The sequence below is a fragment of the Fictibacillus sp. BK138 genome, from assembly GCF_004216955.1.
Lineage (GTDB): Bacteria > Bacillota > Bacilli > Bacillales > Fictibacillaceae > Fictibacillus.
Genome location: NZ_SGXL01000001.1, coordinates 1,210,955 through 1,227,299, shown reverse-complemented (window position 1 = coordinate 1,227,299; position 16,345 = coordinate 1,210,955). Strand labels below are relative to the sequence as shown.

At 39.5% G+C, this 16,345-nt stretch carries 16 protein-coding genes, 2 tRNA genes and 1 riboswitch; of the genes, 1 reads left to right on the top strand and 17 read right to left on the bottom strand.

Going from position 1 to position 16,345, the window contains the following annotated elements; all coding sequences use genetic code 11:
• Nucleotides 1–103: 103 nt before the first annotated feature.
• The 16 genes from EV282_RS05980 to EV282_RS05900 form a co-directional block, all read right to left on the bottom strand.
• Nucleotides 104–180 (bottom strand) — tRNA-Arg (locus tag EV282_RS05980).
• 189 nt (nt 181–369) lie between these two features.
• Nucleotides 370–443, bottom strand: a tRNA-Gly gene (locus EV282_RS05975).
• Between the two features lie 95 nt (nt 444–538).
• A complete protein-coding gene (locus EV282_RS05970) occupies nt 539–1,057 on the bottom strand; it encodes a YfcE family phosphodiesterase (protein ID WP_130294608.1) in 519 nt (172 codons plus the stop codon).
• Nucleotides 1,042–1,650: an XTP/dITP diphosphatase gene (locus EV282_RS05965; RefSeq protein WP_130294606.1), complete on the bottom strand. Its 609-nt coding sequence runs from the start codon at nt 1,648–1,650 to the stop codon at nt 1,042–1,044. The genes EV282_RS05970 and EV282_RS05965 overlap by 16 nt, the downstream gene beginning before the upstream one ends.
• Nucleotides 1,651–1,748: 98 nt before the next feature.
• Nucleotides 1,749–2,795 carry a GerMN domain-containing protein gene (locus tag EV282_RS05960; RefSeq protein ID WP_130294604.1) on the bottom strand — a complete coding sequence of 349 codons (1,047 nt, stop codon included), beginning with the start codon at nt 2,793–2,795 and terminating at the stop codon, nt 1,749–1,751.
• A gap of 28 nt (nt 2,796–2,823) precedes the next feature.
• Nucleotides 2,824–2,976, bottom strand: coding sequence for a hypothetical protein (locus tag EV282_RS05955; RefSeq protein ID WP_165389373.1), 153 nt, complete (start codon nt 2,974–2,976; stop codon nt 2,824–2,826).
• Between the two features lie 174 nt (nt 2,977–3,150).
• Nucleotides 3,151–3,945 (bottom strand): glutamate racemase, encoded by a 795-nt coding sequence (racE, locus tag EV282_RS05950; protein ID WP_130294600.1) that lies wholly within the window; start codon nt 3,943–3,945, stop codon nt 3,151–3,153.
• A gap of 422 nt (nt 3,946–4,367) precedes the next feature.
• Nucleotides 4,368–6,083, bottom strand: coding sequence for a phosphoenolpyruvate--protein phosphotransferase (ptsP, locus tag EV282_RS05945; RefSeq protein WP_130294598.1), 1,716 nt, complete (start codon nt 6,081–6,083; stop codon nt 4,368–4,370).
• Complete coding sequence (locus tag EV282_RS05940) at nt 6,083–6,349, bottom strand: phosphocarrier protein HPr (protein WP_066294869.1); 267 nt, start codon at nt 6,347–6,349, stop codon at nt 6,083–6,085. Before EV282_RS05940 ends, ptsP begins: the two co-directional genes overlap by 1 nt.
• 13 nt (nt 6,350–6,362) lie before the next feature.
• A complete protein-coding gene (gene ptsG, locus EV282_RS05935) occupies nt 6,363–8,435 on the bottom strand; it encodes a glucose-specific PTS transporter subunit IIBC (RefSeq protein WP_130294596.1) in 2,073 nt (690 codons plus the stop codon).
• A 437-nt stretch (nt 8,436–8,872) separates the two neighbouring features.
• Nucleotides 8,873–9,718 carry a glucose PTS transporter transcription antiterminator GlcT gene (glcT, locus tag EV282_RS05925; protein ID WP_130294592.1) on the bottom strand — a complete coding sequence of 282 codons (846 nt, stop codon included), beginning with the start codon at nt 9,716–9,718 and terminating at the stop codon, nt 8,873–8,875.
• Nucleotides 9,719–9,898: 180 nt separating this feature from the next.
• Nucleotides 9,899–10,123: a helix-turn-helix domain-containing protein gene (locus EV282_RS05920; RefSeq protein WP_066243534.1), complete on the bottom strand. Its 225-nt coding sequence runs from the start codon at nt 10,121–10,123 to the stop codon at nt 9,899–9,901.
• 156 nt (nt 10,124–10,279) lie between these two features.
• Nucleotides 10,280–10,747, bottom strand: a complete 468-nt coding sequence (locus EV282_RS05915) for an acyl-CoA thioesterase (protein WP_130294591.1) — start codon at nt 10,745–10,747, stop codon at nt 10,280–10,282.
• A 117-nt stretch (nt 10,748–10,864) separates the two neighbouring features.
• Nucleotides 10,865–11,620, bottom strand: coding sequence for a succinate dehydrogenase iron-sulfur subunit (sdhB, locus tag EV282_RS05910; protein WP_066291494.1), 756 nt, complete (start codon nt 11,618–11,620; stop codon nt 10,865–10,867).
• 2 nt (nt 11,621–11,622) lie between these two features.
• Nucleotides 11,623–13,383, bottom strand: coding sequence for a succinate dehydrogenase flavoprotein subunit (gene sdhA / locus EV282_RS05905; protein WP_077359244.1), 1,761 nt, complete (start codon nt 13,381–13,383; stop codon nt 11,623–11,625).
• A gap of 15 nt (nt 13,384–13,398) precedes the next feature.
• Entirely contained in the window at nt 13,399–14,007 is a 609-nt protein-coding gene (locus tag EV282_RS05900; protein ID WP_130294589.1) for a succinate dehydrogenase cytochrome b558 subunit, read from the bottom strand.
• 305 nt (nt 14,008–14,312) lie between these two features.
• On the opposite strand from EV282_RS05900, the gene EV282_RS05895 reads away from it, so the two are divergent.
• On the top strand, nt 14,313–14,759 hold the full coding sequence (locus tag EV282_RS05895; RefSeq protein WP_130294587.1) for a YslB family protein: 447 nt from the start codon (nt 14,313–14,315) through the stop codon (nt 14,757–14,759).
• A 39-nt stretch (nt 14,760–14,798) separates the two neighbouring features.
• On the opposite strand, the gene EV282_RS05890 is transcribed toward EV282_RS05895, so the two are convergent.
• Nucleotides 14,799–16,037, bottom strand: a complete 1,239-nt coding sequence (locus EV282_RS05890; protein WP_130294585.1) for an aspartate kinase — start codon at nt 16,035–16,037, stop codon at nt 14,799–14,801.
• A gap of 114 nt (nt 16,038–16,151) precedes the next feature.
• Nucleotides 16,152–16,340, bottom strand: a riboswitch (Lysine riboswitch).
• Nucleotides 16,341–16,345 lie beyond the last annotated feature (5 nt).

Here is a 16,345-nt window from a genome sequence, read left to right as displayed (position 1 = left end):
CATTTAGCATCAAAAACAAAAAAACTACATAAAAAAACACGCTCCGCATCCTTTAATAGAGGAAACGAAACGTGTTTGATTATGTAATAAAAAATAGTTATTATGGCGTCCCAGGAGAGATTCGAACTCCCGACCGTACGCTTAGAAGGCGTATGCTCTATCCAGCTGAGCTACTGGGACATATGTATTGGAGCCCATTCCGCATAGCAATGCGCTTTCCGCAATTACCATGCGCTGCGGGCACACAGTGATTTGTTCCACCTGTCGACCGTGGATACAAATATGTTTTTTATAACATGCATTTTAAATGTAAGATCTGTAAACTTCAGATGTAACTCTTTTGTGCCATTTGAACGTGAGAAAAACAAATGGAGCGGGTGATGAGAATCGAACTCACGACCAGAGCTTGGAAGGCTCTTGTTTTACCACTAAACTACACCCGCAGACATATTAGATCTTGTCGCGACGACATAACTTAATATACATGATATCCACAAAAGAGTCAACCTATTTCTTTAATTTTTTTCACGGTTTCTCTTTATTTCCCTTTAAACTCTTTTGATAGATGATCGATTCGCTTTCCTTCCAGTGAATAAAAAATTACTGAAATATCGGTATCATCGACTTCTAATATAGCATACGTTTTTTCAAAAGTTCCTCTAGGCAGTCTTATACTTCCCGGGTTAATAAAGATCATGCCTTCTCGTTCGTAAGCCTCAGCAATATGTGAATGACCGAAGCAGGCAATACCTGCACCTGTTTCTTCTGCTCTATAAGCAAGAGAAAGATGAGACATTTTCACATCATATAAATGTCCATGAGTAATATACAAACACTGGGTTCCGAGCATCTCAATCGCTTCATTCGGGAAATCCTTGCCAAGAAAATCCATATTCCCTCTTACAGTAACATATCCAGACAGCTCTTTTGCATTTGTTTCAAGTTCAGAATCTCCACAATGAATCATTAGATCAATTTCATTCTCATGCCGTTTTTTTATCGTAATCAATTCTTCTTTTAATCCATGACTGTCACTAACAATCAAGGCTTTTGCCATAGCATGTCCTCCTTGCTGATAAAATCTTTTAATTTTTGCAATGCGACAGCTCTGTGGCTGATATTATTTTTTTCTTCTTTTGACAACTCTGCCATGGAACAATCTAATCGAGGAAGGTAGAAGATCGGATCATACCCAAATCCTTCATTACCTCGTCTTTCTGACAAGATTTCACCTTCGCATGTACCTCTTACAACAAATGTTTTTTTGTCGGGTCTCGCAAAGGCTAATGCACAAACAAAACGTGCTGTCCGATTTGGCTCAGCTATTTCCTTAAGTTCATTTAAAACTTTATCCATGTTTGCCTCATCACTTTTCTCGCTTCCCGCATATCTTGCAGAATAAACTCCTGGTCTTCCTTCAAGCGCATCTACTTCCAAACCAGAATCGTCAGCGATAACCGGAATATTCATAATGGAACATATGGCTTCTGCCTTTATAATTGCATTTTCTTCAAAAGTAACCCCTGTCTCTTCCACATCAGGACTATTTTTTATATCAAGCAGCGATATGACTTCAATACCAAAATCTTTGAACATGGCTTGAAACTCTTTAACTTTACCTATGTTTTTTGTAGCAATTAAAATTTTCATATATAGTCCTCCGCTATATCGTCATATAAAGAAACTTTGGTAAACACAAAAAAGAGACGATTTTCTCGTCTCTTTACTTTATCATATCAATTGCTGATTTAAAATTCACCTGTATTAACTTCTTTCGGACGGGAAACAGGGGCGGTGAGCTCTTTTCCTTTCTCCGTAAAGATCTTTGACTTTCCATCTACTTTTATGGCGACTTTCTTAACCTCTGAAAGCTCCGTTAAAGAAAGAACAATTGAGTTTAATACTTCATCTGCAATCATACTTTCTTCTTTGTTATCTAATACAGCACCGTTGAAATTTAAAGTTACAACTCCATCTTTTACAACAGGAGTACTTAATAGTTTTACATCCGTTCTAAAATCAGTCAACAAGTTGCTTTCAGCTGAAGGACCATCAATTAGATGTTCAATCGTAGCTGTGACCTTGTCAGTTCCTTCTTTTGCTACACGGCGTGTTACAGGCACATAGTATGTTTGATCTTGTGTCTGGGCTAAAAAGTAAAGTGTTACAAGTTCACTGTTTGTAATATCTGCTACGCCGCCATTCTCGAGATTAATTCCATCTACCCTGCTTACACCTTCTCCAACCGGTGTGTTATTAACTGGCATTGAGTTTTGATTCTTGCCTTCGATTTGTATCTTTACTTTTTTAATATTATCAAACTGTGTAAGTGTAAATGTAATAGCTTGAAGAATCTTCATTTCATCTTTTGCATTATACTCTGTAAATTCTTTTGAAAAGTTTGCAGTCGCTGTACCCTTCTTTATATTTACCGATAGAACTTCCGTATCTGCAGGCAATACTGCTTGAAAGCCATTCGGAATCATATTGCTTACCGGACCATCTTTTACAAGATATTGCAGAACCTGCTTGGCCGTTTCATCATTTTTCGGCAAAGCAAGGACTTGAGGTACGACCATACCGTTGCTGTCGAATAAAAACAGCTGTCTTTTTTGAGTGCTCTCAGTCTTGGCTGTTTTTTCTTTTTTATCAAGCGATTTCCCTTCCTTAACGTAGTTCACTTTTGGGGGATCAAGCTCAGTCCCTGCTTTCTCTCCCCCTATTCCGCAACCTGATACCAGTAATGACACTGACAATAAAAGCAGCGGAGCCCCTGACTTCATTATTTTGCGCATACTTTCCCTCCTCAAGTGGTTTGTACTATTATGTATACGAGCTATCTTCTTCTGATAGACCACTTGTACAAAAATAAAAGGCTATTTTCGCAATCATGTTGTTTTGAAAGTAGTTGATTTCCGCTCCAGGATGCTCGCTTTCCACGGGGCATGCGGTGAGCCTCCTGCCGCTTTGCGTCATTAGGAGTCTCCACCTGACCGCTCGTCCCGTAGGAGTCTCGCACCTTGCGCTCCAATCAACTATTCAGTGATGAACATTAAAGACATCTAAAAAACAATTGCCTTTTAGAACGCAGCCTAAATAAAAAAGATAATTAAAAAGAGCAGAGTCACAAAAGTGTGACTCTGCTCTTTATTAAAGCTTGATACATTCTACCTTATCTATTTTTGTGTTAAGCCAATGATTGGCTATTTTTAAAAACTGGCTGCTTTCTGCCGTCGCCAAGAATCTGTGCACCGGTTTGTTTTCTCCGGTATTCAAAATTCCGCTATGATCGAGGATAACGGAAACCTCCCGAGCAGTTTCTGCGCCTGAACATAAGATTTTGATATGTTCGCCCATTACACGCTGAATGACTGGCCGTAATAAGGGATAATGGGTACAGCCTAAAATGAGGGTATCTATTGAAACATCCTTAAGAGGATATAATGTTTCTGAAACAGCATTCAGTGTTTCTTCTCCGGAAAGCTTACCTTGTTCAACAAGAGGAACGAATAAGGGACAAGCCAAACTCTCAACGATTACATCACTACGGATCTGCTGAAGAGCCTGCTTGTACGCTCCACTATTTATGGTTCCTATTGTGCCTATCACACCTACATGGTTATTCTTAGTTGCTTTTAATGCAGAACGAGCCCCAGGGTGTATTACCCCAATTACAGGTATATCAAGTTTCTTTTTCGCTTCATCTAAAACGGCAGCTGTAGCCGTATTGCATGCGATTACAAGCAACTTGATCCCCTGTCCTATAAGAAAGTCAATCATTTCCCATGTATATGTTCTTACCTCTTCAAAAGGTCTAGGTCCATAAGGACATCGCTTTGTATCACCCAAATAAATAATTTCTTCTTTTGGGAGCTGTTTCATCAGCTCTCTGACAACGGTTAACCCGCCCACTCCAGAATCTATTACGCCTATAGGTCTATTCAAAACATACATCGCCTCATCTCTATACACATTACTGAAAACAAAAGGCGTTTATCATTGTTTTCTATTCTGCTAATATTTTTATGAAAATGCAATAAAAATCGTTCGAATATACGTAAAAAGACTATGGAAACTTTCCATAGTCCTTTTTTATTTTAGGTTCATTTCATTCTCTTCATTGACAAGTTGATTGGAGCGCAAGGTGCGTGCCTGCCACCTGAGAAGCTTCTCGCGAGGCATGAGACGAGGAAGCCTAAATCGGTAGCATTTACTTGTAGACGCAGGAGCAAGGATACTTCCATGAAGTGGGACAGTTGAGACTCCTATGGGCGCAAAGCGCCGAGGAGGCTCACCGCCCGCCCCGCGGAAAGCGAGTACATGGAGCGGAAATCAACTACTTTCGAGAACACTAGCGTATGAACAGTTTATTTAAAGTTTTTCTCTACAAAATCTACAACATCTTTCATTGTATCCATTTGCAGAATTTCATCGATGTGTGCACTGATCTTTTCTTTTGAAAGCCCTCTGATCTGGCTTCTTGCCGGCAGAACGGAAGTGGCACTCATAGAGAATTCATCTAAACCTAATCCTAAAAGAATAGGAATAGCAATTGGATCTCCTGCCATCTCACCGCACATACCCGTCCATTTACCTTCTTTATGAGCCGCATCGATAACCATTTTTACAAGTCTTAAAATCGCAGGACTGTATGGCTGGTATAAATAAGATACTTGTTCATTCATTCGGTCCGCAGCCATCGTGTATTGAATCAGGTCATTTGTTCCGATACTGAAGAAATCCACTTCTTTAGCAAACGTGTCTGCCATTACAGCTGTTGAAGGAATTTCAACCATGATTCCTACTTCGATGTCCTCTGATACTTCTGTTCCTTCTTTAACAAGCTTTTCTTTTTCTTCTAAAAGAATGCTTTTTGCAGAGCGGAATTCTTCAAGAGTAGCGATCATCGGGAACATGATCTTTAAATTACCATGAGTGCTTGCGCGAAGCAGTGCTCTCAGCTGTGTGCGGAAAATATCTTGTTCTTCCAGACAAAGACGGATTGCACGGAATCCTAAGAATGGATTCAATTCTTTTGGAAGATTTAAGTATGGAAGTTCTTTATCACCGCCGATGTCCAAAGTACGAATGACAACAGGCTTCCCTTCCATTTTTTCGAGAACTTCTTTATACGCCTTAAATTGCTCTTCTTCAGTCGGTAGCTGATCACGGCCCATATACAAGAATTCTGTACGGTACAATCCAACACCTTCAGCACCGTTTTCAAGAACTCCTTTTACATCTGAAGGAGTACCAATATTCGCAGCGAGTTCTACTTGAACGTTATCAGAAGAAAAGGTTTTTTCATTAACAAGCTTCGCCCATTCTTCTTTTTGTTGTTGATAGTTCTGCTGTTTTTCTTGATAGGCTGCGATTTCATCTTGTGTAGGATCAACAATTACTTGTCCATCCAAACCGTCGATGATAATCATAACACCATTCTCCACTTTTTCAGTAATGGTCTTCGTTCCGACAACTGCAGGAATTTCCATTGAACGGGACATGATGGCCGAGTGTGAAGTTCTTCCGCCGATGTCGGTTGCAAAACCTTTTACAAATTTACGGTTCAATTGTGCTGTGTCTGATGGTGTTAAGTCTTCTGCAAGAATAACAACTTCCTCAGAAATGCTCGCTGGTGTTGCAAATTGAACATCTAAAAGATGAGCTAATACTCGCTTAGATACATCACGAATATCTGCAGCACGCTCTTTCATATATTCGTTGTCCATTTGTTCAAACATGTCGATAAACATGGAGGAAACATCATTCATAGCTGATTCAGCGTTTACTTTTTCACTTTCAATCTTCTGTTTTACAGCATCAACCAGTTCAGGGTCACTAAGGACAAGAAGATGGGCAGCAAAAATCGCTGCCTTGTCTTCACCCAGTTCTTCATTGGCTTTATCTTTAATAACTGTCAATTCTTGTTTAGATTTTTCAAGAGCTGACTGGAATCGTTCGATTTCCTGAGACGAATCTTCAATTGATTTTTTTTCAATCGTTAATTCTGGATTTTGAAGTACAAAAGCTTTAGCAATTGCAATTCCGGCTGATGCTGCAATACCTGAAATTTTTTCAGACATTACTCACCAAGCCCTTCCTTTTTCATTACATCTTCCAGTGCTGCGATTGCTTCGTCTGCATCTGAACCTTCAGCTTTGATCGTAATCTCAGCTCCAGATTGAATACCTAAGCTCATAACACCCATGATTGACTTTAAGTTAACGCTCTTTCCGTTATAATCTAGAGTAATATCAGAGCTGAATTGACCTGCCTGGTTTACTAATGTTGTTGCTGGACGAGCGTGGATTCCTGATTCACTAGTTACTTTAAATGTTTTTTCTGCCATTTTAATTACCCCTTTATTTTTTGAATGTAATTATGTTTTCTTCTTCGATTGCTACCGTTCCTGTTTTTTCGACTGAAACAGTTTCACCCGATAAGTTAGTAAACACGATCGGTGTAATAATAGATGGTGCATTTTCTTTTACAAAGTTCAAATCAACTTGGAGAAGCTTTTGACCAGCTGATACCTTGTCCCCTTCAGAAACAAAGCTTTCGAAACCTTCACCCTTTAATTTTACAGTGTCAATTCCAAAATGGATCAAAATTTCTTTTCCGTTATCTGATTCAATCCCAATCGCATGCTTAGTCGGGAAGATATTAATTATCTTACCATTTACCGGTGATACAACCAAACCTTCTGCTGGTTCGATCGCAAAACCGTCACCCATCATTTTTCCTGAGAAAACTTGATCTGGAACTTCGGTAATCGGAATTATTTTCCCTTTAATCGGTGAAACAAAACGTTCATCATTCGAAATCGAAGACGTTGGGTTTACAGTTCCTTGCTCTGTAGTATCAGCTGGTTCTCCTTGTTCAGGAGTTGCTTCACTGTTTTTTGGCTTAGCAACTGTCTTCCCGGTCATAATATCTCGTATTTCACTCTTGATTGTATCTGAACGAGTTCCGAAAATAGCCTGAATGCTGTTCCCCATTTCAAGAACTCCTGAAGCACCTAGCTTTTTCAAACGATCTTTATCAACTTCCTTAGGATCGCGTACAGAAACACGAAGACGTGTGATACATGCGTCTAAATCAGCTATGTTAGATTCTCCGCCTAAGCCTTCTAAAATATTCGCAGCTAATGAATCTTTATTAGACGGTCCAACGTTCGTTTCTACTTCATCATCAACGATTTCGCGACCAGGTGTTTTTAGATTCCATTTTTGAATCGCAAAACGGAAACCAAAGTAATAAATTACTGAGAAGACTAAACCTACCGGAATGACAAGCCACCAGTCTGTACGGTTTGGAAGAACTCCGAATAGTAAATAATCAATTACTCCACCAGAGAAAGTCATACCAATTTTAACATTCAATATGTGCATTACCATGAATGAAAGTCCTGCAAAAATAGCATGGATTCCAAAAAGAACTGGTGCTACAAATAAGAATGTAAATTCAATTGGTTCTGTAATTCCTGTTAAGAAGGAAGTTAAAGCAGCAGAACCCATGATACCTGCAACTACTTTCTTTTGCTCAGGTCGAGCTGCATGATACATAGCAAGTGCTGCAGCTGGAAGTCCAAACATCATGAATGGGAACTTACCTGTCATAAAAGTACCAGCTGTCAGTTCTACATTATCTTTCAATTGAGCAAAGAAGATGGCTTGGTCACCACGTACAAGACCTTCAGCTGCTGATTTGTAAGATCCAAACTCAAACCAGAATGGAGAGTAAAAAATATGATGAAGACCAAAAGGAATCAATGATCTTTCGATTACACCAAAGATAAAGGCTGCAACTGTAAGATTAGAATTAATCATACTTTCAGAGAAAGTGTTAAGACCATGCTGTACAGGCGGCCAAATAAATGTCATTAAAATACCAAGAACTAATGCTGATACTGCTGTAATAATTGGAACAAAACGTTTACCTGCAAAGAAACCTAAGTATTGAGGAAGTTCTATGTTGTAAAAACGTTTGTAGAGATACGATGCAAGAATACCGACAATAATACCCCCGAAAACCCCAGTCTGAAGAGTCGGGATTCCAAGAACGCTGGCAAATGACGGATCTTTTCCGATCATATCAGGTGTAACACCTTCAATGACACTCATCGTAACATTCATAATTAAGTAACCGATAATAGCAGCAAGACCTGCTACTCCTTCACCGCCTGCAAGACCAACGGCAACACCTACTGCAAACAATAATGACAAGTTCGCAAATACGATGTCTCCGGATTTCTCCATTACCTCCGCAACAAGCTGAAACCATGCTGCATCTAATGCTGGTATTCGTTCAATCAATGCAGGGTTTTTAAAAGCATTACCAAACGCAAGCAACAGACCAGCTGCTGGCAAGATCGCTACTGGCAGCATTAAAGCTTTACCTACACGCTGAAGTACACCAAAAAGCTTTTTCCACATAGGAAGTCCTCCTTTTTTTATTTGGCTCTCTTCAAAAGATTTTTGTACATTAATCTTTTTTGAAAACTCTTCATTGACAAGTCGATTGGAGCGCAAGGTGCGAGACTCCTGGGGGATCAGCGGGACAGGTGAGACTCCTAACGGCGCAAAGCGCAGAGGAGGCTCACCGCACGCCCCCCGGAAAGCGAGCATCCTGGAGCGGAAATCAACACTGCACAACAAAGCTTACGAAAACAGCCTTTTAATTTTGATAACCCTTCCATTTACTTCCGCTAAAAACAAAAAAGACATAAATAAAGAACATGAGCAAATTTACCTAATCAGATATAATATATCCTAATTAAGCATTCGCTACACTTTGTTCTTTACTTATGCCTGATCGAATCAGTAACACGTAAAAACGCTGTATATCTATTTAATTACTCGTTACATTTTGTCTAATTGTCATATCGCGAAAGCCTTTGCAAATGCATGGTTAAGTACACTGCCTCTGCATGTGGCACGGGTTTGTTCAAGGAATTTTGCATAACCTTGATCAACTTCCAAGCCAAATTGTAGCACACCGGATATTCTTCTTTCAACACTTTTGCTAACTTTTCTTGCTCTTCCATAATGTCACCCATTGAGATACGCTCAATTGCATGTCTTAAGTGCCTTACCAGACGAAGATAATTGATGCTCTTCGTATCAATTTCAAGGTCCAGTGAATGCTGTATCATCTGCATGAGTGTATTTATAAGCTCTGAATGTTTTTTTATATCTTTAACACTTTTATTTGTAATAGCACTATGAATATGAAGAGCAACAAAGCCAATCTCACCTTCAGGAAGATGGATTTCAAGGGATTTGTTGATGACCTCTATCACTTCTTCCGCAACCGTATATTCTTTAGGATATAACGTCTGAGTCTCAGTAAGAAATGGATTTTTTATATCCATCCCTTGCTGCAGCCGTTTAATGGCAAATGCGATATGATCTGTTAAAGCAACATGTATATGCTCGTTCAAATCATTCTCAAAACGCGATCCGATATGAACGATAACATCATTTATCAATTCAACAGTTTCTTCATCTATATAGGTCAGAAGTGTCTTATATTGCTCTTGTTCATTTTCATTTCTTAGGACAAACAATTTGTCAACTTGCTCTGAGAGGACGAGATCTCCTTGTTTTTTTCCAAAGCCGATTCCTTTTCCAATGACAATCTGTTCTTTCCCAGAGGATTCAGTCACGATCACGACATTATTATTAAGTACTTTTTTAACTTGCAGGCTATTATGCATGATATTCACCTTTTTCATTATCTGGCCAGAAACCATAGACATCTTAGTCATCATATCTGAAAAAGAGATAAAAAATCAATTGCAACTTTTCCCTGAATAGTAACTTTGCTTACAACTATCATGCCATTATGTTTAGATACGCAAACTGAAAACGGCTTTCACGCGAAAGCCGCTTCCTGACTAAATCTCGAGTTCTCCAAGCCTCAATAACTCTACAACGGCTTGAGAGCGTCCTTTAACCCCAAGCTTTTGCATGGTATTCGAAATATGGTTTCGAACTGTTTTCTCACTAATAAATAATTGTTCCGCAATTTCTTTTGTGGTCTTATCTTGGACTAATAGTTCGAAAACTTCTCTCTCTCTTTTTGTAAGTAGAGGCTTCGGTCGGTAGTGTTTATCTTTCAATGAATTCACCCCTCCTTGCTAGGGTTTAGGAACCGCCAACGAATATTGGAAGTATTTAGTCAACATATACTATGTCATAACACATGTGTAAGTGACTTGGTTAAGTTAAAAAGTCCCCATAATATTCCATAATAAAATAAAAAAAAAGCCCATTTTTTATATATGGGCTTTTTGTGAAAAGTTTTCTAATTGTTTTTTTAATGTTTCACTCCACTTTAAAGGGCGTCCGCTCTCCCTGGAAATCTGAACAATCGCTCCTCTTCCTGTGAAAACCGGCTTATTCTCTTCATTAATTCCCAGGTAATGCAGATCGATAGATGATGATCCTGCTTCATTAATCTTTACATATACCTTTAACTTCTCATCATACATGATTTGAGCAAGGTAATCACATTGCAGATCTGCGACAACAGGAATTTCCTCGGAATCACGTGCTCCCCAAGATCTCATCAAGCCTAGTTCTTTAAAGAGGGCAATTCTGGCTTCTTCCATATAAATAAAGATATTCGTGTTATTTACATGTCCAAAACCATCGATTTCGCCAAAGCGAACATTCAATTCGTGAAAAAAATGAAACCCTTTTTCCCATTCTTCCATATTTGAAATATAATCTTGTCTTGCCATCAACTTACCACCTTTTATCGAAATCTTTGCAAAAGCTGTCCGCTAGAGTTTCAGTTCCAGGTACTTTTTGATTGTGAAAAAAGCTTCTCCCGATCGAGAGAAGCTTTCAGCTATCGATTATCTGTCACTTCCAAAGAAGTTCTTAAACGCTTGGAAAGTAGTGTCACGATTAAGAGCTGCGATAGATGTTGTTAGAGGAATTCCTTTTGGACAAGACTGTACACAGTTTTGAGAGTTACCGCATTCTGCAAGTCCTCCATCATCCATAATGGCATTTAGACGCTCTTCTTTATTCATTTCACCAGTTGGATGTGCGTTAAACAGACGAACTTGAGAAAGTGGAGCTGGTCCAATAAAATCTGAATTGCTGTTAACATTTGGACAAGCCTCTAGGCAAACACCACAAGTCATACACTTGGAAAGTTCATATGCCCATTGACGCTTAGTTTCAGGCATTCTCGGTCCTGGTCCAAGGTCGTACGTACCATCGATCGGAATCCAAGCTTTAACACGCTTAAGCGCATCAAACATTCTGCTTCTATCGATCGCCAGGTCACGAACAACTGGAAAAGTCTTCATTGGTTCAAGTCTGATCGGCTGTTCTAACTGATCAACAAGAGCCGTACAAGATTGACGGGGCTTTCCGTTGATAACCATTGAACACGCACCACAAACTTCTTCTAGACATCCCATCTCCCAAGTTACAGGAGTCGTAGCTTCACCTTTTGCATTCACAGGATTTCTACGAATTTCCATAAGAGCTGATATAACGTTCATATTTGGACGATGCGGAATCTCAAACTCTTCTAGATATGGGGCAGTCTCTGGGTTATCTTGTCTTGAGATGATGAATTTCACCATTTTTGTGCTCATGTTTACACCCCTGCCTTCTTCTTAGAATAGTCACGTTTACGCGGCTGGATAAGCGAAACATCTACATCTTCGTACTCAAAATCAGGTCCGTTTGTCGCAGGATTAAATTTCGCTTTTGTTGTCTTTAACCATTGTTCATCATTACGTTCTGGGAAATCAGGTTTGTAATGCGCACCACGGCTTTCATCACGGTTTAATGCTCCGAGAGTAATAACACGTGCAAGCTGAAGCATGTGCCATAACTGGCGAGTGAACGATGCTCCCTGATTGCTCCACTTAGAAGTATCATTAATATTGATGTTCTTATAGCGCTGCATTAATTCCTGAATCTTTTCATCTGTTTGTTTTAATTTATCATTGTATCTAACAACTGTTACATTATCAGTCATCCATTCTCCTAATTCTTTATGGATCACATATGCATTTTCAGTTCCATCCATAGAAAGGATGTTGTTATATACTTCTTGATCTTTCTTAACTTGGTTTTCAAATACAGAAGAAGAAACATCTTCAACTGTCTTTTCCAACCCTCTGATGTATTTAACTGCAGACGGACCAGCCATCATTCCGCCAAAGATAGCAGATAATAGAGAGTTAGCTCCTAATCGGTTTGCACCATGGTATTGGTATTCACACTCACCTGCAGCGAAAAGACCTGGAATGTTTGTCATCTGATCATAATCTACCCACATTCCGCCCATTGAATAGTGAACCGCAGGGAAGATCTTCATTGGAACTTTACGAGGATCATCTCCCATGAACTTTTCATAGATTTCAATGATTCCACCAAGTTTAATATCAAGTTCTTTCGGATCTTTGTGTGAAAGATCAAGATATACCATGTTCTCTCCATTAATACCGAGCTTTAAATCTACACAAACGTGGAAGATCTCACGTGTTGCAATATCACGCGGAACAAGGTTTCCATAAGCAGGGTATTTTTCTTCAAGGAAATACCAAGGCTTTCCATCTTTATACGTCCAAACACGGCCGCCTTCACCACGTGCCGATTCACTCATTAATCGAAGCTTATCGTCACCAGGGATAGCAGTTGGATGAATTTGAATAAATTCACCATTTGCATAATGAACACCTTGCTGATAAAGAGCAGAAGCTGCTCCACCCGTATTGATTACGGAGTTCGTAGATTTACCGAAGATGATACCAGGTCCGCCTGTTGCCATGATAACAGCATCTGCTGCAAAGCTGACAATTTCCATAGTCTTTAAGTTTTGGGCAGTAACACCGCGGCATTGACCTTCATCATCAATGATGGCAGAAAGGAATTCCCAGCCTTCGTACTTTGTAACAAGTCCTGCAACTTCATGACGACGAACCTGCTCATCAAGTGCATATAACAATTGCTGTCCTGTAGTTGCCCCAGCGAACGCTGTACGGTGATGCTGAGTTCCTCCAAAACGGCGGAAATCAAGCAAACCTTCAGGTGTTCTGTTGAACATAACACCCATACGGTCCATTAAATGGATAATTCCAGGAGCAGCATCACACATAGCTTTTACAGGAGGCTGATTTGCTAAGAAATCACCGCCATAAACTGAATCATCAAAGTGTTCCCAAGGTGAATCCCCTTCACCCTTTGTATTTACAGCACCGTTTATACCGCCTTGAGCACAAACAGAATGCGAACGTTTTACTGGAACTACTGAAAAGAGGTCGACATTCACACCAGCTTCAGCTGCTTTAATTGTAGCCATTAACCCGGCGAGACCTCCGCCAACAACGATAATTTTTTGATTACTCATTTTGTCTCACCCCTTTTAAATGAATGCAAAAATAGTACGTACGCTAACGATAGCAAGTGCTACGAACACACCCATGGTTACGTAAGTTGAAATCTTCTGTGAACGAGGCGAAACAGTAAGGCCCCAGCTGACAAAGAACGACCATAGTCCGTTAGCAAAATGAAATACTGCAGATAATACTCCGATTAAGTAGAACGCGATCATAAATGGAGAGCTTAAAATATCAGCCATCATTGAGAAGTTTACTTCCGCTCCAAGCGCAGCTTGAACGCGTGTTTCCCAAACATGCCATGCAATAAAAATTAAAGTGATAACACCTGTTACACGCTGAACAAGGAACATCATATTCCGGAAATATCCATAGCGGCTAACGTTATTCTTAGCCTGGAATGTAATATAAAGACCATAAACCGCATGAAATAAAATTGGTAAGTAAATAACGAACGTTTCTAGGAAAATACGAAACGGCAGATTTTCCATAAAATGTGCTGCGGCATTAAATGCTTCAGCATCCTTTGTTGCAAAATGGTTTACAACTAAATGCTGAATTAGGAAAATCCCAATAGGAATAACTCCTAAAAGTGAATGAATCCTTCTGTTTACAAAATCCTTACTGCCAGCCATTTTCTTGCCCCCTTCAAATTTAGCCTCTCTCTGGCTGCTAATCTTTTGTTCCTCTCCACATGTAAGCGTTTTAAGTTTCCTCTTTTTAATGAGGAAAAAGTGTTAAACAATTAGTTTAATCAACTAGCAACATGTCCATTTTACTCCCATCGTTTGACACCGTCAAGAAAACGCTAACAACTTAATTGTGATATTTTATTGATACATCAGTGTTTTTTCTTTGTTACTTTTTCGACAAATACTGAGTTGCTATAGAGTTTGCTCCTCTTACCCGTTATAATAAAAATAGAAAGAAGGGATGCAGAATGTTTAAACAAAAAACAAAGGACGAGACTACCCCTGCTGAAAAGCCTTCTGTTTCAGCTTTTGGGTACGAGATCCTTCGCAGCGATTTATTACCTGAACTTCTTGGTAAACAAGAAAGAAATATTTTATATTGGGCTGGCAGACATCTTGCCAGAAAATACCCTTTACATACAATAGAAGAAGTTAGTGCTTTTTTCAATGAGGCTGGCTGGGGTAATCTCGAAATGATCGAAGCATCAAAAACAGAAATGGTGTTTTCACTTCATTCATTACTGATCGAACAGCGAATCGAGAATTTCCAGCACCACACTTTTAGCTTAGAAGCTGGATTTCTAGCAGAACAAATTCAGCTGCAAAAAAAATGTACGACTGAAGCGCTTGAGTCAATGAAACGCAATAAAGTTTCCATTACGGTCCAGTGGGACAAAAAAGATACGATCGAATAAACAAAAGCCGGCTGATGCCGGCTTTTTCAGTTGTAAACATTATTGGTTCTGAACAGGTACTCGTGCATCCAGTTCAAATGTGTCATGAAGAGTTTCGATTGATTTAATCATATCTTCCTGTTTCACTACAGTAGAAACCTTAATTTCAGATGTACTAACCATTTTAATCATTACATCCTGGTCAGATAGGGCTTTGAACATCATGGCTGCTACACCAGGATTGGAAATCATTCCTGAACCAACGATGGATACTTTAGCAAGATTGCCTTCATAGCTGATCGATTCAAAGCCCAATTTATCCTGGTTTTCAGCAAGTACTTCTTGAGTGTCTGACAATATACTGGAGTCAATAGAAAAAGAAATATTGGTCTTTTCTTCATTCATCACGTTTTGAATAATAATATCTACATTTATCCCATTGCTTGCCAAGATCGTGAATAAATCCGACAATGCGTTTATTTCATTCGGCATGTTGGTTACCGTAATCTTTGTTATGTTACCTTCAAAAGCTAAACCTCTCACCATTAAATTTTGTTCCATCGTTGCTTCCTCCTCTACTAGCGTTCCTCGTTCATCACTCATACTTGATCTGACTTCTAAAACAATCGAATAGTTTTTTGCAAATTCTACAGCTCTTGGGTGCAGTACACCGGCCCCAAGATTAGCCATTTCAAGCATCTCATCATAAGAAATAGATGGTATTTTTCTTGCTGATTTAACTGCACGGGGATCAGTCGTGTAAACACCTGTAACATCTGTATAAATATCACAGCGATCGGCTTTCAGTGCGGCTGCCAGCGCTACAGCTGTCGTATCTGATCCGCCTCTTCCAAGTGTTGCGATATCATTCGTTTCAGGAATCAAGCCTTGAAATCCTGCAACCACCACAATATTTCCGTCTTTTAACAATCTGTTGATCCGTTCAGAATCAATGTCTAGTATTCTAGCATTTGAATGATTATTTTCTGTTTGAATACCTGCTTGCCAGCCTGTCAGAGAAAGAGCTTTATAACCTTCCTGATGCAAAGCCATCGTTAATAAAGCTATCGTGACTTGTTCACCCGTTGTGAGGAGCATATCCATTTCACGTTTTGAAGGGTTTTTGCTGATTTCTCCAGCCAATCTGACAAGTTCATCTGTTGTTTTGCCCATTGCCGATACGACAACAACGACTTCATTGCCATTGTTTACTTCGTTAATAATTCTTTTTGCAGCATTTTGGATCCGTTCAACCGATCCTACACTTGTACCGCCAAATTTTTGTACAATTCTCCCCATCTTCTCCAAATCCTTTCCTGTTGTAATTTTCTATCTCTTTATGAAACAAAAAAGCAACAATAAGGAAAAACCCTATTGTTGCTATATCCGAAGCAAGCCAAGTTTGTTTCCCCCTAGTGAGATAGTCCTCCACACAAGTCCTGGGGGGAATTGTGTGACAGCTCTGTATTTATTCAATACAGGTCCAGCATAAAAGGCTAGAAGTCCTTTTACACTTCGGCAAGAATCCCCTTTCTTCCACCCTCACAAGAGCTTCTTCTCTTCAGATGGGATACTATTGGTTCCTGCTCCTCTACCATCACTTCATT